This window comes from Mailhella sp., from assembly GCF_057866825.1.
The window spans coordinates 1-17,554 of record NZ_DBMAHT010000041.1 but is presented as its reverse complement, the minus strand read 5'-3'; the positions used below and the strand labels follow the sequence as shown (position 1 = coordinate 17,554).

15 protein-coding genes and 1 tRNA gene are annotated in these 17,554 nt (G+C 61.7%); 8 read left to right on the top strand and 8 right to left on the bottom strand.

The features are described 5' to 3' along the window. Positions 1–9: 9 nt before the first annotated feature. From ACZM96_RS05760 to ACZM96_RS05750, 3 genes are all read left to right on the top strand, one after another. Positions 10–153, top strand: a complete 144-nt coding sequence (locus tag ACZM96_RS05760) for a TonB C-terminal domain-containing protein (RefSeq protein ID WP_489487880.1) — start codon at positions 10–12, stop codon at positions 151–153. A gap of 67 nt (positions 154–220) precedes the next feature. Then, positions 221–946, top strand: a complete 726-nt coding sequence (locus ACZM96_RS05755) for a TonB family protein (RefSeq protein WP_489487879.1) — start codon at positions 221–223, stop codon at positions 944–946. Between the two features lie 24 nt (positions 947–970). After that, positions 971–3,532, top strand: coding sequence for a mechanosensitive ion channel domain-containing protein (locus tag ACZM96_RS05750; RefSeq protein WP_489487878.1), 2,562 nt, complete (start codon positions 971–973; stop codon positions 3,530–3,532). Between the two features lie 182 nt (positions 3,533–3,714). Here ACZM96_RS05750 and queF read toward each other — a convergent pair whose 3' ends face one another. From queF to ACZM96_RS05735, 3 genes are read right to left on the bottom strand one after another with little or no spacing between them, the layout of a single operon-like run. Beyond that, on the bottom strand, positions 3,715–4,179 hold the full coding sequence (queF, locus tag ACZM96_RS05745; protein ID WP_489487877.1) for a preQ(1) synthase: 465 nt from the start codon (positions 4,177–4,179) through the stop codon (positions 3,715–3,717). Continuing rightward, positions 4,172–4,861, bottom strand: coding sequence for a 7-cyano-7-deazaguanine synthase QueC (gene queC / locus ACZM96_RS05740; RefSeq protein WP_489487876.1), 690 nt, complete (start codon positions 4,859–4,861; stop codon positions 4,172–4,174). The genes queF and queC overlap by 8 nt, the downstream gene beginning before the upstream one ends. A 2-nt stretch (positions 4,862–4,863) precedes the next feature. Next, a complete protein-coding gene (locus ACZM96_RS05735) occupies positions 4,864–5,547 on the bottom strand; it encodes a queuosine precursor transporter (protein WP_489487875.1) in 684 nt (227 codons plus the stop codon). Positions 5,548–6,070: 523 nt separating this feature from the next. Here ACZM96_RS05735 and ACZM96_RS05730 point away from each other — a divergent pair. The 3 genes from ACZM96_RS05730 to ACZM96_RS05720 all read left to right on the top strand — a co-directional run bounded on the left by ACZM96_RS05730 (position 6,071) and on the right by ACZM96_RS05720 (position 9,500). Beyond that, positions 6,071–7,309 carry a dicarboxylate/amino acid:cation symporter gene (locus ACZM96_RS05730; RefSeq protein WP_489487874.1) on the top strand — a complete coding sequence of 413 codons (1,239 nt, stop codon included), beginning with the start codon at positions 6,071–6,073 and terminating at the stop codon, positions 7,307–7,309. A gap of 341 nt (positions 7,310–7,650) precedes the next feature. After that, a complete protein-coding gene (locus ACZM96_RS05725) occupies positions 7,651–8,424 on the top strand; it encodes a TlyA family RNA methyltransferase (protein ID WP_489487873.1) in 774 nt (257 codons plus the stop codon). Positions 8,425–8,447: 23 nt separating this feature from the next. Further along, positions 8,448–9,500, top strand: coding sequence for a glycosyltransferase family 9 protein (locus tag ACZM96_RS05720; RefSeq protein WP_489487872.1), 1,053 nt, complete (start codon positions 8,448–8,450; stop codon positions 9,498–9,500). Between the two features lie 189 nt (positions 9,501–9,689). Here the strand turns inward: ACZM96_RS05720 and ACZM96_RS05715 are convergent. The 3 genes from ACZM96_RS05715 to ACZM96_RS05705 all read right to left on the bottom strand — a co-directional run bounded on the left by ACZM96_RS05715 (position 9,690) and on the right by ACZM96_RS05705 (position 11,237). Continuing rightward, positions 9,690–9,765, bottom strand: a tRNA-Ile gene (locus ACZM96_RS05715). A gap of 436 nt (positions 9,766–10,201) precedes the next feature. Continuing rightward, a complete protein-coding gene (gene rbr / locus ACZM96_RS05710; RefSeq protein WP_294486945.1) occupies positions 10,202–10,765 on the bottom strand; it encodes a rubrerythrin in 564 nt (187 codons plus the stop codon). Positions 10,766–10,799: 34 nt separating this feature from the next. Beyond that, positions 10,800–11,237 carry a Fur family transcriptional regulator gene (locus ACZM96_RS05705; RefSeq protein WP_489487871.1) on the bottom strand — a complete coding sequence of 146 codons (438 nt, stop codon included), beginning with the start codon at positions 11,235–11,237 and terminating at the stop codon, positions 10,800–10,802. A 408-nt stretch (positions 11,238–11,645) separates the two neighbouring features. On the opposite strand from ACZM96_RS05705, the gene ACZM96_RS05700 reads away from it, so the two are divergent. Next, complete coding sequence (locus ACZM96_RS05700) at positions 11,646–12,635, top strand: hydrogenase small subunit (RefSeq protein WP_489487870.1); 990 nt, start codon at positions 11,646–11,648, stop codon at positions 12,633–12,635. Between the two features lie 170 nt (positions 12,636–12,805). Then, positions 12,806–14,227, top strand: a complete 1,422-nt coding sequence (hysA, locus tag ACZM96_RS05695; protein ID WP_489487869.1) for a NiFeSe hydrogenase large subunit HysA — start codon at positions 12,806–12,808, stop codon at positions 14,225–14,227. Between the two features lie 229 nt (positions 14,228–14,456). On the opposite strand, the gene ACZM96_RS05690 is transcribed toward hysA, so the two are convergent. Both ACZM96_RS05690 and lepA read right to left on the bottom strand, forming a co-directional pair. Beyond that, positions 14,457–15,674 carry a multidrug effflux MFS transporter gene (locus ACZM96_RS05690; RefSeq protein ID WP_489487868.1) on the bottom strand — a complete coding sequence of 406 codons (1,218 nt, stop codon included), beginning with the start codon at positions 15,672–15,674 and terminating at the stop codon, positions 14,457–14,459. Positions 15,675–16,088: 414 nt separating this feature from the next. After that, the coding region (gene lepA, locus ACZM96_RS05685; RefSeq protein WP_489487867.1) for a translation elongation factor 4 at positions 16,089–17,554 on the bottom strand (1,466 nt) is incomplete at its 5' end.

Sequence of the window (17,554 nt, the reverse complement as noted above, 5' to 3'; positions counted from 1 at the left end):
GACTGCCACATCGAACGTTCCTCCGGCAGACCCGAGTTCGACGCCTCCGCCGTCAACGCCATCATACGAACCAAAACCCTGCCCCCGCCGCCCACCCCTGCACAGCAGGATCTTGTCATCAGCTTCAACTCTCTGCAGATGATGGGCCGCTGAGGCCCGAACACTCTTTTTGCAACAGCCGGCTCCGATGTCCTTCATCGGGGCCGGCTCTGGAGTTTTTATGAACATTCGTCACGCTCTGCCCCGTCCCGCTTTCCGCAGCGCGGCGTCCGCCCCGTCCCGCGAGGCCTTCCGCCGCTTCCCGGCCGGAAAAACGGCCCTTGCTGCGGCCTCTGCGCTCCTTCTTCTTGCCGCGCCCTCCACGGCTCCGGCCTTCAGCGCCGCGGCCGACAACATCGGCGGCTACAGCACCCAGGTGCTCAGTCAGATTCTGCGCGTCTGGCGTCAGCCCGAAGGCGCCCGAGGCACGGCCGTGATGGAACTTCGCATCGATCCCTCGGGTCACGTCACCGACTGCGCCATCCTTCAGGCTTCCGCGAGCCCGGGCGCCGACGCCTCCGTATGCACAGCCGCGCACAACGCCGCGCCCTATCCCTTCCCGCCCTTCAACGCGGAAGCCCGCGTGTCGCTGGCCATGGCCTACGGCCCCGGCGACGGCTCCGCAAGCAACGCTCCCGCGCCGAGCTACGCCGAAATGCTGCGTCAGTCCATAGCGCCGCACATTATTATGCCTCAAGGCCTTTCCGGCTCCTGGACAACTGTGGTACAACTGGACGTCTGGGCCGACGGAACCATGCGCGACTGCCGGATAAGCCGTCCGTCCGGCAACGCCGATGTCGACGCCGCCGTCATGGCCGCCGTGCGCACTCCCGGCGTCATTCCCGTGCCTCCGGAGCACGCGGAACAGAGAGTCACTCTTTCGTTCACCCTCAGCGCCAGCCGCTAGGCGGCCGCCTTTTCGAGGAAGTCCATGCGCAGTTCACGTCTGTTCATCACTCTTGCCGTTGCGCTTGCGCTCGGCCTGTCGATCATGAACGTCGGCCCCGCCGTTCCGCAGGCGGCAGCCGCCCAGGCGGACAACGCCAAACAGGCCGCCAAAAACGCCGACAACAATCAGCCCAACGCCAAGGAAGTGGCCGAGGCCGCAGCCAAGGCCAAGGCCGAAAGCGAGGCCAAGGCCGCGGAAGAAGCCAAAAAGGCGGAAGCGGAACGGGCCGCCGAAGCGGCCAAGAGCGTGCAGGAAGCCTGGGACGCGCTGCTTGCCACGCACAACGCCCAGCTTGCGGGCATCATCGAGCACGCGCAGACACTCAAGGACGGTCTTTCCGACCTCTCCTCCGATACGAGCCAAAGCATCTCCCTGCTGGAACAGGAATTCCAGAAGCTCGACGCGCTCTCCCAGGCCACGGGAAGCATGCCCTCCGATCTCACCGTGCTCGTGGAACGCTTCCACCGCATCAAGGAGCGCACGCAGGCGCTCATACTGCCGCTCCAGAACACGCAGGCCGAACTCGAAAAGGAAAAGCAGGCGCTCTCGCTTCTGGACAAGTCGCTTTCCGGACAGGGGACCGAGGTGAGCGGCAAGCTCTCAAGCCGCCTTAAGGAAGCCAACAAGAATATTTCCAATCTTCAGACGCGCTACGACCGCATCATCGCTCCGGCGCTCGATCTGATTCAGGAAGTGCAGACGCGCATCGACGAAGTCATGAAGAACATGCCCACGCTCTGGAACAATTACTATTTCCAGTCGTCCGGGCATTTCTACGACGTGGTGGCCTGGGGCAGGGACATCCGCAATCTCGGATCCCTCGAGGAGCTCTTCTCCCTGCGTCTGACCACGGAACTGCCCAGCAGCATGGACGCCTTCTTCTCCATGCTCACGCGCATTGCGACCTCCCTGCTCTTCTGCCTGCTCTTCGGCCTTGCGCTGCGTCACACCGCCCGCAAGCGCCTGCCCGAACAGATGCAGGCCGGCGTGGACAGGGTCATGCGCAACAGCGCCATCTGGATAGCCGTCGGTCTGTCCATCCACCTCTCGGCCTGGGACGACGGCAAGCTTTACCAGATCGTGGCCACGCTCGGCACCATGTGCCTGTGCTGGGGCCAGATGCTCCTGGCCTGGGACCTCTACGAGTTCGAAAACCCGAATCGCCCGCGTCTCTCCCCGCTGTGGCCCATGTTCCCGCCCCTGCTCATAGGCATGGTGCTGCTCAACTTCGATCCCTTCCCGCTGTTCATCTGCGTGGCGTGGGTCGTCGTGCAGGCCGTCGACCTCTGGAAGACCCGCTCCCTGCCTCTGCCGCCGCAGCCGCTGCCCCGCACCATCATGCGGCTCTACACCATTCAGCTGTGGATCACGCTCATCATAAGCCTGGTCGGCTTCTCCCGCCTGTCCATCCTCATAAGCATGTGCTTCACCTCCATCACGGTGACCGTCATGCTCTGCGTGTCCCTCTTCAAGGTGGAACATCTCATAGAGTCGCACCTGCCCAAGGAAGGCACGCTCGCCGTCATGGCCAGTCTGGCCATGGCCCTCATCATGCCCGTGGTGCTGCTCGTCTCCGTCATGGCCGCCGTGCTCTGGATCATGGCCTACCCCGGCGGCTGGTTCCTGCTGCAGCACATGGCCACCCTCGGCTTCAACATCGGCGACGTGTCCCTGAACGCCATGCAGATTCTCAGCATCTTCATCGCGTTCTACCTCACCCGCGCCATGCTCGCCGTGGGCAATACCTTCATGGCCGGCATGCAGGCGCAGATATCCCGCATATCCGTCTCGCTGCTCGCCCCCATGCAGGTCATCTACAAGTGCCTGCTCTGGGCGCTCTTCGGCCTCTACGCGCTCAAGGCCCTGGGATTCAACCTCTCCAGCCTCTCCATTATCGCCGGCGGCCTCTCCGTGGGTATCGGTATCGGTCTCCAGAACATGGTCCAGAACTTCACGAGCGGCCTGTCCGTCATCTTCGGCCAGACCATCCGCGAAGGCGACGTGGTGCAGGTCGGCACCATCACCGGCGTGGTCAAGAAGATCAACATCCGCTCCACCATGGTGGAAACCTACGACAACGCCATCATCTTCATCCCCAACTCCAGTTTCCTGAACAGCACCTTCACCAACTGGACTCACAACAACCGCCGCGTGCGCAAGGAAATCGCCGTGGGCGTGGCCTACGGCTCCGACGTGAAGCACTGCCTCGACATGATGCTCAAAATTGCCCGCGAGCATCCCAAGGTGCTGTTCTATCCCGAGCCCACGTCCTATTTCGTCAACTTCGGCGCGAGCTCCCTGGATCTCATTCTCCGCTTCTGGGTGCGTGAGTACAACGACGCCATGGCCATTACGTCCGACATCCGCATGAAGATCAACGAAGTGTTCGCCGCGGAAGACATCGAAATCTCCTTCCCGCAGCTGGATGTCCACATGCGCAGCGACGGGGCCTCTCCGGCTCCCGCCCCTGCCGAAGCCGCGGCCGATGCCGAAGCCGCAGCCGACAAGGAAAAGGCGGACGAGGAAAAGAAGGAAACGGTTTAAACATGAAACGGGGAAAAGCACCTGAACAAGGCTGCCTTTCCCCGAACCGAACAGACTTTTAACCTTCATCGCCCGGAAGAACCACGTCGGCTCTTCCGGGCGATGCATTTTAACGTCGACGCTTCCCCGCAGGGACACGGCGCGGGACAACGACCTGCGCCGCCTGCGTCAACGATTTTTCATCAGGCCAGATCGTGACGCATCATGCGAAACTCGGCCATCTTTTCATATTTCGTGCCCGGACGGCCGTAGTTGCAGTACGGATAAATGGATATGCCTCCGCGGGGCGTGAATATGCCCGTCACCTCAATGTAGCGCGGATCTATAAGCTTCACGAGATCCTTCATGATGACGTTGACGCAGTCCTCATGAAAGTCCCCGTGATTGCGGAAGCTGAACAGATACAGCTTCAGGCTCTTGCTCTCCACCATCTTCACGTCGGGAATGTACTCGATGCGTATTTCCGCGAAATCCGGCTGACCGGTGATGGGGCAGAGACTGGTGAATTCCGGACAGTTGAAGCGCACCCAGTAATCGTGTTCGGGATGTCTGTTTTCAAAGGTTTCCAGCACTTCGGGCGCGTAGTCCTGCCGGTAGCGCGTGGGAGAGCCCAGAAGCGTGAGATGATCTTCGCTGCGGTCATGCATGGCGCTGTTCTCCTGCGGAGAGCGACTCCGCCTTTCTTTTCTTTTCCAGATAGCGCTCCAGCCCCTGCCTGCGCAGAATGCAGGAAGGGCACTGTCCGCAGCCGTCGCCCGCTATGCCGTTGTAGCAGGTCACGGTGCGCGTGCGCACAAGCTCGAAAACGCCGAGCCTGTCGGCCAGTTCCCAGGTCTGCGCCTTGTCGAGCCACATGAGCGGCGTGTGAATCACGAACTGTTCGGCCATGGCCAGATTCAGCGTGACGTTCATGGAGCGGATAAACGTGTCGCGGCAGTCGGGATAGCCGGAAAAATCCGTCTGGGACACGCCGGTGACGATGTCTCTTATGCCCTGTTCCCGCGCGCACACGGCGGCCACGCCGAGAAAAAACATGTTGCGCCCCGGAACAAACGTGTTGGGCCAGCCGTCCTGCGGCTTTTCCCTGTCCATGGTCATGGAGGCGTCCGTGAGGGAACTGCGTCCTATGCGGGAGATGAAGCTCACGTCCTGCACGTCCAGAGGAATCTTCGCCTCTTCGGCAATGGCGCGGGCCGCGTCCAGTTCGTGCCGGTGCTTCTGCCCGTAAAAGAAGCTCAGGGCGCGCACGTTTTCAAAACGTTCGCGGGCCCAGAAGAGGCAGGTGGTGGAGTCCTGCCCGCCGCTGAAAACAACCAGTGCTCCAGACACGACTACACCTCCCGGATCTTCAGAATGTTGTAGGAAATGTTTTCGTCGAACACGTCGGTTTCCTCCACGCGCTTGACGTAGTTCACCACGCGAATGGTCACCGGCAGCACGATGATTTCATACAGGGTCTTGAGCGCGGTCTGGGCGAGCATCATGGGAATCATGGCCGAGAGAGGCAGCACGCCCGCAAAGGCGCAGGGGAAGAAGATGAGGGAATCCACCCCTTCGCCCACCAGCGTGGAAAGAATGGCGCGGACCGAAAAATGACGTCCGCCGGAAGCCACCTTCATGCGGCTCATGACATAGGCATTGAGGAAGGAGCCCGCCAGAAAGGCGAGAAAGCTCGCCGCGGCGATGCGCGGAGCCAGGCCGAACAGATAATTGAAGTGCGCCTCTCCGTCCCAGAACGGCGCGGACGGCAGAAAGACGGCGATCTGACCGAGGGCGGCCACAAGAAAATTCATGGCGAAGCCCGTCCAGATGATGAAGCGTGCCCTGCGGAAGCCCCACACTTCGGCGATGCAGTCGTTGATGATGTAGGAAACGGGAAAGATGATGACGGCCGCAGGCAGGGCAAGCGAGCCCAGCATGAAGATTTTGGCGGCCAGCAGATTGGAAATGATGAGACAGGTGCAGAAGACGATGCCGAGCAACATGAACGTTGCCGAAAAGGAATGTTGTTTCATAGCTTGTTTTTTACGTGGTTTTCAAGCACACGGCGCTTGTTTTTTACGTGGTTCTCAAGCACACGGCTCAGGGTGGACATTCGGGACCGGGAACGAAAAACGGACGCAGACCTCCTTTGTCAATGGAATGATTGCCTGCGAGACTATGCCTCAAAGCCCGCAGCAAGGCAAATGCTTTCCCGCCGGAAGGAGCGGCGGCCGCCCATGGAACAAACATCTTACGACAGAAAAATACACTGTAAATACGGCGCGCTGCTTCTTCCCGACAAGGCGGAACGATAAAAACTTCTCTTCTTTTTTCTACAAAAGAGTCATATCAGGACGACGTGCTTTCTCGCGACCCCGGCTTGACAGATGGATTCTTTCATGGAAAAGATGTCTGGCGTTCTGATTTTTTCCGATTTTGTAAAAGAACGGATCATCGGCGTGCCGGACATTGCACGGAGCAGCGCGAGCCGGACGCCCATCTTCCGCTCATTCCGCCGTTTTCCCGCAACGGCCCTCGTATTTGGGAGGAGATTTCATGAAAAACCGCATCAGTCTGCCCGCGCAGATGGCCATAGGCATGGTCCTCGGCGTGGTCGCCGGTCTCGCCGCCCCCTCCATGGGCTTTGATCCCGCCTGGTTCAAGCCCATAGGTCAGCTCTTCATCAACCTCATCCGCATGGTCGTCGTGCCGCTGGTTCTGGCCACCATCGTTGCCGGCGCCGCCAGCGTGGGCGACATCAGCAAGCTCGGCCGTCTGGCGTCCAAGACGCTCGTCTATTATTTCTGCACCACCGCCGTGGCCGTGTTCATCGGCCTTGTGTTCGCCAATCTTCTGAATCCCGGCGAAGGACTCAATCTTTCCACCGAAGGCCTCAAGGCCCAGGCCGTGCAGGCCCCCAGAATGGTGGACGTCTTCCTCGACATCGTGCCGCTCAACCCCATCGACTCCATGAGCAAGGGCAACATGCTGCAGGTCATCTTCTTCGCCATGATCTTCGGCTTCGGCCTGAGCGCCGTGGGCGAACGCGGCAAGACCGTGCTGTCCTTCTTTGAAGGCTGCGCCGAGGTCATGATCAAGGTGACCAACATGGTCATGGTCTATGCTCCCTTCGGCGTGTTCGGCCTCATCGCCTTCACCGTGGCCAGCCACGGCGTGGCCGTGCTGCTGCCGCTCATCAAGGTCATCGGCGTCATGTACCTGGCGTGCGTGTGCCACGTCTTCGTGTGCTACCTGCCCCTCGTGAAGGCCTGCGGACTCAGCATTCCGCTCTTCTTCAAGATGCTGGCCGCGCCCATGATCATTTCCTTCACCACCTGCTCCAGCGCCGCCGCCCTCTCCACCAACCTCATTCAGGTGCAGAAGCTCGGCGCGTCCAAGCCCGTGGCCTCCTTCTCCATTCCGCTCGGCAACACCATCAACATGGACGGCACCGCCGTGTACATGGGCGTGGTGGCCATTTTCGTGGCCGAGCTCTACGGCATTCCCATGCCCTTCGACAAGCAGTTTGAAGTCATTCTCGTGGGCGTGCTGGCCTCCATCGGCACCGTGGGCGTGCCCGGCGCAGGCCTGCTCATGAGCTCCATCGTGTTCACCCAGGTGGGCATTCCGCTGGAAGGCATCGCCATCATCGCCGGCATCGACCGCGTGATGGACATGGCCCGCACCTCCGTCAACGTGCTCGGCGACGCCACCGGCGCCATCGTGGTCTCCCGCTGGGAAGGCGAATTCAGCCCCGAAGCCGGAGCCCGCTTCGCCGAAGAAGAAGGCGACTAATCCTTCTCTTTCCCACACCGTCGCAAAAAGGGGCCGCATGTCGGCCCCTTTTTGCGTCCGCCCCGGGGAGCCGCGCCCGACCATCCGGCAAAAAAGTCTCCCGAAATTCCCCTGATCAGCGTCCGCCGCCCTGCGCCTATCCCGCGAAGTGCCGACGCGCCGTACCGTCCCGAATTCCCCCCGATCCGCCCTCCGACTTTTCCCCCGAATTTCCCGCCCGCCGACATTCTTATCCGACGCCTCTTTCCATGCAGGCGGGGGCATCCTTCCACCGATGGCAGGCGCTTGTATCTTGCCATCCCTTTTTCTTGCCGGTACAACCAGAACCGGAGGAAATCATCATGATAGCCAAGGCCCGCGCCGACCAGCTCGTTTTTGAACAGGGACTCGCCGAAAGCAAGGAACAGGCCCGCCGCCTCATCATGGCGGGCAAGGTGGCCCTTGCGCCGGATGAAGCGCATCCCGAACGAAACCCGGAACTCGTGCAGAAACCCGGGCATCCCTACAAGATCACGACCCGCTTCCAGCTCGTGGGCGTGGAGCGTTTCGTCAGCCGCGGCGCGTACAAGCTGCTCACCGCGCTGGAACATTATCACATCGACGTCACGGGCTTTGTCTGTCTCGACGCGGGAGCCTCCACCGGCGGCTTTACCGACTGCCTGCTGCAGTACGGCGCAAGCCGCGTCTATGCCGTGGACGTGGGGCACGCCCAGCTTCACGAACGTCTGCGGGCCGATCCGCGCGTGATTTCCCGCGAAGGGGTCAACCTGCGCACGGCTCCGGCGGAAACCGTGCCCGAGCCCGTGGACATGATCGTGGCCGACGTGTCGTTCATTTCGCTCACCATGGTGCTGCCGCACTGCCTGCGCTGGCTGAAAACCGGCGGCATTGCCGTGGGACTCATCAAGCCGCAGTTCGAGGTGGGCCCGGGGCAGACCGTGAAGGGCGTGGTGCGCGACGAGGCCGTGCGTCAGGATGCCGTGGACAAGGTGCTCGCCTTCATGCAGAATGAAGGGCTGGAGTGTCTCGGAGTCACGCCTGCGGCCATCAAGGGGCCCAAGGGGAATCAGGAATTTCTTGCCTACTGGCGCAAGACGGACGCCCCGGCGCAGTAACGGCGGCTTCAAGAGAGGGAATCATGATCGACCTTTCCACGCTGAATCCGAAGCGCATTCTGGTCTGCCAGCAGCGGCAGATCGGCGATGTTCTGCTGGCCTCGCCCGTGTTCGAGGTGCTGAAAAAACGCTTTCCGCAGGCCGAGCTGCACCTTTTCACCGAAAAAAAATGTGAACCGCTGCTCCGGCACAATCCTTTCATCGACGCCTTTCATCTCATCGACAAAAGCGGCGGCTTTTTCCGTCAGCTGGCCTTCTACCGCCGCGTGGCCGCCTGCAACTTCGATGTGGTCATTGATCTGCAGCAGCTTCCGCGCTGCCGCATGATGACGCTTCTGAGCGGCGCGCCCGTGCGTCTGTCCTTTCCTGGATCGTTTCTTTCCCGGCTGCGCTACAACTGCCTGGTGAAGCCGCAGGAAGGCTACGCCTCCCAGACCAAAGTTTCGCTGCTTGAGCCGTTCGGCATACGCTGGAACGGTGAAGGGCCGCGCATCTATCTGACGAACGAAGAGCGCGAACAGGCAAAGAATCTGCTTGCCGCATGCGGGCTGCGGCCGGAACACACGCTCATTGCCGTGGACTCCACCCACCGCCGCGCCTCCAAGCGCTGGCCTGCGGAACGCTTTGCCGCCCTCATGCGCCTTCTGGCCGGAGAAAACGACGACTTCCGCTTCCTGCTTCTGCGCGGCCCCGGCGAAGAAGAGGACATCGAACACCTGCGCGCCCTGGCGCTGGAATTCGGCCTGACGCCGGAAAAGATGCTGACGCCAGAACCGATTCCCGACATCCGCATTTCGGCAGCCTGCCTTGCGCAGGCCCGCCTGCTCATAGGCAACTGCTCCTCGCCGAGGCACATGGCCGTGGCGCTCGGCGTGCCCAGCCTCGTCATTCCCGGAGCCTCGGGCACGGCGTGGAAATATCCCTCGCCCCTGCACCGGGAACTGCGGCCCGACCTGCCCTGTCAGCCCTGTTCCAAGACCGAATGCGACGACCCGCAATGTCTGCTGCGCGTCACGCCGGAGGAAGCGTTTTCCGCCGCACTGGCGCTTCTTGACGACGCCTCACATCAACGCTGAAGAAAGAGCGCGCGGCGTTCGACGCGCATCGGTTCAGGAAGCCGAAAACGCACAGCGCAGCCCCCCTCCGCGCCTGTGCGCAGACCTGCGGGAAGAGTTTTTGCGCCCCTCCCGGCCTGACTGACGGATTTTCCCCATAAAAAAACGGACATGGAAGCTTATCCATGTCCGTTCGTTGTTATGCAATGGTGGTGGACCCGGCAGGCCTCGAACCTACGACAATCCGGTTATGAGCCGGGGGCTCTACCAACTGAGCTACGGGTCCAGCAGCGGAAAATATGCCTCCATTCTTCCCGTTTGGCAAGAGAAAAAACAAGGGAATTCAGGAAACGGTCGGGACGGCGCACGGAACGAAGATCTCGCCGGAGGCATGTCCGCGCTTTTCCGCCGCGCTTTGAAAGCCCCCTGCCCCGTGCTCACGCCGTCGACAGCGCCCATCCCGCGGCATGAACAACCATAAAAAATTCCCCCTCCTCCGAAGAGAAGGGGGAACGTCTCCCAGGGAGCGTCCGCCTGCGGCATCACCCGCGGCGGAAAATCCCCATAAAGAGACCGCCGAGGAAACATCATCGGGCCGGGACGGGGACCCCGCCGTCCGGCCCGGACCTGCGACGTTACGCCTCGCGCCGGGACGGGAGGACGTCCCCCTCGCGAATCGGCAACCGGAAGTTCCGGTCGGGTCGAGGCTTCGTCGCTACTTCTTACAGAGCCTGGAAGTATTCGCGCGGATGGGCGCAGGCGGGGCAGGATTCGGGAGCTTCAAGCCCTTCATGCACATAGCCGCAGTTCTGGCAGCGCCACACGCGGGGAGTTTCGGACTTGAACACAGTGCCGGCTTCAATGGCGGCGGCAAAAGCCAGGAAACGGGCTTCGTGATGCTTTTCAGCCACCGCAATGTTGCGCATGACCGCGGCAATCGCGGGGAAGCCTTCGGCCTCGGCCACGTCGGCGAAGGAAGGATACATGTCGGAGTATTCCTCGTTTTCACCGGCCGCGGCGGCCTTCAGATTGTCGAGCGTGCTGCCGATGACGCCCGCAGGATAGCTGGCCGTAATTTCCACGGCACCGCCTTCCAGAAACTTGAACAGACGCTTGGCATGTTCCTTTTCCTGATTGGCGATTTCCTCGAAGGCCTTCTGCATTTCCACATAGCCGTCCTTCTTGGCCTGCGAGGCGAAGTAGGTGTAGCGGTTGCGGGCCTGAGATTCGCCGGCAAAGGCGATGAGAATGTTCTTTTCAGTCTGGGTACCCTTCAAAGATTTCATGGAAGATTCTCCTGATGGTAGGCAGAGGGAGTTGTCAACAGGCGCGCCTCTGGTTCGCATCCTGCATCTCGTTCGCCATTTCGGCGGACTTGCGCTCGCATTCTTCACAAATGCCGTCGTATTCCACCCGCACGGTGGTTATCTTGAATCCGGGCACGCGGAGAGAACCGATTCCCGGTTCATCCTCCCCGTCCGTGAACACGTCGGCCACGCGTCCGCACACATGACAGCGCACATGGCGGTGAGGTTCCACTCTCCCGTCAAAACGACGCATGCTTCCGGCGGAGTCTATTTTCAACACTTCGCCCATTTCAGCCAGAAGATCCAGATTGCGATAGACCGTTCCCAGACTGATGTGCGGCATGCGGGCCTTGACTATGGTGTACAGCTCATCAACCGTGGGATGAGTGTCCACCTTTCGCAGTTCCTCAAGAATGATTCGACGCTGGTTCGTCATCCTTGTCTTGGACATGTTTGCTCCTCAATATCACTGGTGATTCGGTAGTAACAATAATAAGAACGATTGTCAATAAGAAATCATTACTGCTGTTTTTCTTTGTGATTTTCCCAGGTTGCCGAAATGAGCCTTCGCACACCCAAAAGGCATTCCGGCGGGCTGCGGAGTTTCTCCAGCGCAGGCAGGCGGCAAGCGTCCGCGTGCCCCCTCCCCCATTTGCTTCCCGAAGGCTCCTTTCTTTGCGTCTCCTGCCGCGTCCGGGGACACTCCGGGTTCTCGACAAGATTGAGCCAGGGGAACGCCGCTTCGCCTGACCGCCCCCTGCGCCGCCGGTCGGCGCATCGCCTCGTCGGGAAAATCATGGCCGTATCACCGCGAGTGCGTCAGGCTTTCCGCAAGGGCTTTCCCCCGCGAGGAGGTTCCATGGACAACGACATTCAGGGCGTCCGCCCGCCCTTTTCCCGAAGATCATTTCTGCGCACATCCCTCATGGCCACGGCGCTCGGCGGCGTCACCCGCGCCTTCTCCCCCTGCGTGCCTCAGGCGCTGGCCGAAACCCTCACGGCCGTCCGGCCTCCGGTGTTCTGGCTTCAGGGCATGGGCTGCACAGGCTGTTCCGTGTCCATTCTGAACAGTCTGCATCCGCGCATCGCCGACGTGCTGCTGCACGTCATCCGCATGGACTTCCATCCCACGCTCATGGCCGACGAAGGCGAAGGCGCCGTGGAATTCATGCTGCGCTCGGCGGAAGAAAACAGCGGCGGATTCGTGCTGGTGCAGGAAGGCGCGGTGTCGGAAGAGGAAGACGGCCGCTTCTGCATCATCGGCGAAGCGGGGCACGAAGAGTTTCCGCTTTCCGTCATGCTGGAAAAGCTTGCGCCGCACGCGGCCGTCGTGCTTGCCGTGGGAACATGCGCGGCCTACGGCGGCGTGACCGCGGCTCACGGCTCCGTCACCGGCGCGGTGGGCGTGCAGGAATTCTTCCGCAGAAAAGGCATAGGCACGCCCGTCGTCAACATTCCCGGCTGTCCGCCCCATCCCGACTGGATGGTGGGCAGCATTCTCATTCTGCTGGACGCCGTGGAACGACGCGGCCTTGCAGGCGGCGTGCAGGAAGTGGCCGCCTCGCTGGACGCCTGGGGGCGTCCGCGGGCCTTCTACGGCAACACCACGCACGAAAACTGCCCCTATCTCTACCTGTTCGACGAAGGCACCATGGCCAAAAGTCTCATCGACAAGGCGGGCTGCCGCTACGGCATAGGCTGCAAGGGCCCGGGCGCGTGGTGCGATTCGCCCCTGCGCCGCTGGAACGGCCGCGTGAACTGGTGCGTGGAAAACGCGCTGTGCATCGGCTGCGTGCAGCCCGATTTCCCCGACGGGCAGTCGCCGTTCTATCAGAAAAACCTCTGGTAACGCCGCGCTTCCAGCCGTCGAAAGTCCGGCTCTTCTCCGCGCCGCTCTCCGACGTGCAAAAACGCCGAACGCCTCTTTTCCGGGCCCGCGCAAGCGCGGCTCCGCCGACCGTCATTCACGCCTGCGCCGCTCCGTCAGAAAAAGCGCAGGCCAAACGCAAGGAAAAAGTCATGGCCGTTTCCATCGCCATTGATCCCATCACCCGCATTGAAGGCCATCTCAAGGCGCGTCTCGACGTCGCCGACGGCGTCGTGAAGGACGCCTGGCTCACCGGCGGCATGTTCCGGGGCTTTGAAACCATTCTGCTCGGACGCGATCCCATGGACGCCCCGCAAATCGTGCAGCGCATCTGCGGCGTGTGCCCGGTGTCTCACGCGCTCGCCTCGTGCATGGCGCTCGAAGACGCGGCAAAGCTCACTCCGCCGCGCGAGGGCAGGCTGCTCCGAAATTTGATGCAGGGCGCCAACTTTCTGCAATCGCACATTCTGAGCTTTTATCAGCTTTCCAGTCAGGATTTCTTTCAGGGGCCAGAGGCCGCGCCTTTTGCGCCGCGGCAGAAGCATCCCGATCTGCGCCTCGGCGAAGCCGCCATGCGCATGATGCTCGATCAGTATCTGGAATCGCTGGACATCCGCGCGCTGTGCCATGAAATGGCAGCCATCTTCGGCGGACGCATGCCCCACGTACACGGCATCGTGCCCGGAGGCACTTCGGCGCCGTCCACGGCCGGGCAGATTCAGGAATTCCGCTCCCGCCTGAAAACGGTGCGCGAATTTGTGGAAACGCGCTATGTGCCGCTGCTGTATCTGCTTTCGCAGCGCTACGACGATCTCGCCCACACGGGCAAGGGATGGGCCACGGCCATGTGCATGGGCGTGTTTCCGCATCCTGACACCGGCGAAGACGCCATCCGTCCGGGCGTGTGGGCAGGAGGCAGGGAATACCCCTTCGATCCGGACAAGGTCATGGAAAACGTGCGGTATTCGTGGTTCACGGCGTCGTCTGGCGGCAGTCCGTTCAGCGCGCCGCCGCTCGCCGTGGATCTGAACAAGGCCGGAGCCTACAGTTTTTCCAAGGCCGCGCGCTACAACGGCATGCCCATGGAAGTGGGCCCGCACGCGCGCATGTGGGTGGGAAACATGGAACTCTCCCCCATGGGACGGGAACTTGCGCCCAGGCACCTCGGAGTGCGGGCGCGCACGTTCCGGGAACTCGGGGAGGATTTCGTGTTTTCCATCATGGGAAGGCATCTGGCCAGGGCCGAGGAAACGTGGTTTGTGGCCAAAGCCATGGAAGGATGGCTCGACGCCCTTGAACCCGGTGCCAATCCGCTCGCGCCCATGCCGCGCCTGACGAACGCCGCGGGCTTCTCGCTCACCGAAGCGCCGCGCGGCTCGCTCATGCACTGCCTGCGCGTGGAAAACGGACGTCTGAGCTTCTATCAGGTACTGCCCGCCACCTTGTGGAACGCCTCTCCGCGCGACGACGCGGGATTGCGCGGCCCCATGGAAGAAGCGCTCGTGGGGCTGAGCGTGCCCTACGAAGACAGTCCGGTCAACGCCGGGCGGCTGGTGCGCGCCTTTGATCCGTGACTGGGCTGCGCCGTGCATGTCATGCACGTTCAAAACAATGTCAGCGTTCAGGCGGCGGAAGAGTAACGCGGACTCCTATGTCTCCTCCCCGACGTGCCGCGCCTGACGCAAGGGCGACTTCCCGAAGGAAGCCGCCCTTTTTTACGGCATGCGCCTCATGCGTGCCCGGCGCGGGGCACAGACGAAAACGACGAGCGGAAGAGAATGCCGCCATCCGCCCGGCAGCGCGCTACGACCGTCGGGAGGAAGCGCGACGCGCCTTTCCGGCCATGCGGAAGAAGAACAGCACAAGCAGACCGGAAGCCACGGCCACGACGGCCATGGGCAGGGAGGTGCCGGCCCCGCCGAGGCCAACGATAGGCGACGTGGCCGCGCCGAACACGAAGGACGTGACGCCGAGCAGACCGGACGCGCTGCCCGCGCCCTCGGTCTGAGAAGCGATGGCCAGAGAGAAGCTCGTGGTCGTGGTGATGCCGATGCACGACACGAACAGGAACAGCGACGCGATCATGAAAACTGCGGGCAGATGCAGCGCGCCGACCGCAAGCACGCACAGCGAAGCAAACAGGGAAAGCGCCGCGCCGACGCCGAGCACGACTCTGTCGCCGTAGGCGGTGCAGAGACGACCCGTGATCTGGGCGAAGATCATGATGCCGAAGCCGTTGAAGCCGAAGCACAGGGCGTACTGCTGCGCGGAGAGTCCGTAAATATTCTGGAGCACGAAGGGCGAGGCGGAAATGTAGCCGAAGAAGCCCGCCATGACGAAGCCCTGAATGAGCATGTAGGCGAGGAAGACGCGATTGCCGAACAGGCGGAGCATGGCGCGCACGGACTGCCCCATGCCGCCCTGAATGCGTTTTTCCGGCGGAAGGGTTTCCGGGCAGCCGAAGAGCACCAGAGAAAACTGCGCCACGCCGCAGAATGAAAGGAAGAAAAAGATGCCCGACCAGCTGGAAAAGCGCAGAATCTGTCCGCCGATGACCGGGCCGAAAATGGGAGCCACGCCGTTGATGAGCATGAGCAGGGAGAAAAACTTTGTCAGCTCCGTGCCGCGGAACAAGTCGCAGGCCACGGCGCGGGAGAGCACCACGCCGCCGCTGCCCGCCAGCCCCTGAATGAAGCGCAGGGCAATGAGTTCAGTAACGCTTGAGGCCTCCGCGCACAGAAACGAGGCCACGATGAACACGGCAAGGGAAACGAGCAGCGGGAGCTTGCGGCCTCTGGCGTCGCTGAGGGGGCCGAGCACGATCTGCCCGAGGGAAAGTCCGAGCAGACAGGCCGTAATGCTGAGCTGCATCTGTGAAGGCGCGCTGCCGAGTTCCGCCGCCATGTCCGGCAGGGCGGGGAGATAGAAATCCGTGCACAGGGGCCCCATGGCGGCAAGAAAACCAAGAATGGACGCCATGAACAGGCGCGCCCCGGCGCTTTTAAGAGGTGAAACAGACATGAACACTCCGTGGGACGAAAGGAACCGATTATGGCTCGGCACAGCTCTCCCGCGCCCTCCAAGACGCGGGCCACAGAAAAATAGAGGGGAATGAGCGCTTCGTCCAGAGCCGGAGAACGCCCAGCATAAAAAATCCCCCACTTTTTTGGAAAAACGTCAAAATCCGCTCTCCCCCGGGCCGATGCTCGCACGTTGCCGACACCGCCCGCTCAACACCCTGCACGCCAGGCACAGAGACCGACGAGCTTTCCCCTCCGGTTGCCTCTCCTGCTCCCGGCAGCGCTCCTCTTCTGCGCACGACACTTTTCCCCCCTATAAAAAGTTTTCGGAAAGAGGATGGGGGCGCGGGGGAAGGAGAAAAGCCCTTTTTCAAAAGGGTTTTCTCCTTCCCCCGCCAATCAATCAATCAATCTCTTACTTCCCCCCGTCGTCGCCGACTTTGAGGGCGGCGAGGAAGGCTTCCTGGGGCAGTTCGACGTTGCCCATGCGTTTCATGCGTTTTTTGCCTTCCTTCTGTTTTTCGAGGAGTTTGCGTTTACGTGTGATGTCGCCGCCGTAGCATTTGGCGAGCACGTCCTTGCGGTAGGCGGAGACGGTTTCGCGGGCGATGACCTTATTGCCGATGGCGGCCTGGATGGCGACCTCGAACATCTGGCGCGGGATGGTGCGTTTGAGTTTGAGGGCGAGGGCGCGGCCGTAGGGGTAGGCGTTGTCCTTGTGAACGATGACGGCGAGGGCGTCCACGGGTGCGCCGTTCAGCAGGATGTCGAGCTTGACGAGGTCGGATTCGCGGTAGTCGATGGGGGTATAGTCCATGGAGGCGTAGCCGCGGGTTCCGGATTTGAGCTTGTCGAAGAAGTCGAACACGATTTCCGCGAAGGGCAGGTCGTAGGTGATGACGGCGCGGTTGGTGGTAATGAATCCGAGATTCTTCTGGATGCCGCGTTTTTCTTCGCAGAGCTTGAGCACGTTGCCCACGAATTCGGTGGGAACGTGGATGTCCATGCGCACGTAGGGTTCGTAGAGTGCCTTGATTTTGGAGCCGTCGGGGAACTTGGCGGGGTTGTCGATGGTGAGGGTTTTGCCGTCGGTGGTGTCCACCTTGTAGATGACGGACGGTGCGGTGGCGATGAGTTCCACCTGAAATTCGCGTTCGAGGCGCTCCTGGATGATTTCCATGTGGAGCAGGCCGAGGAAGCCGCAGCGGAAGCCGAAGCCGAGGGCCGAGGAGGTTTCGGGCTCGTAGGAGAAGGCGGCGTCGTTGAGCTGGAGCTTTTCGAGCGCGGTTTTGAGGTTTTCGTAGTCGGCGGCGTCGGTGGGGTAGAGGCCGCAGAACACCATGGGCTTGACTTCCTTGAATCCGGGCACGGGCTCGTCGGCGGGGTTGTCGCGCAGGGTGATGGTGTCGCCCACGCGGGCGTGGCCGAGTTCCTTGATGTTGGCGCACAGGAAGCCCACTTCGCCGGCGGCGAGTTCCTTCACGTCCACCACGCCGGGGGAGAACACGCCGAGGCGCACCACTTCATAGTCGCGGTTGCCGGCCATGAGGTGGATCATGTCGCCGAGCTTGAGGGTGCCCTCCATGACGCGGAAGAGCACCACCACGCCCTGATAGCTGTCGTACCAGGAATCGAAGATGAGGGCCTTGAGCGGCGCGCTGCGGTCGCCCTTGGGCGCGGGCAGCCTATGCACGATGGCGTCGAGCACCTTGTCGATGTTGAGGCCGGTTTTGGCGGAAACGTCCACGGAATCGGTGCAGTCGAGGCCGATGGTATCTTCGATTTCCTGACGCACGCGGTCGGGATCGGCGCTCGGCAGGTCTATCTTGTTGAGAATGGGCACGATTTCGTGATTGTGATCGAGCGCCATATAGACGTTGG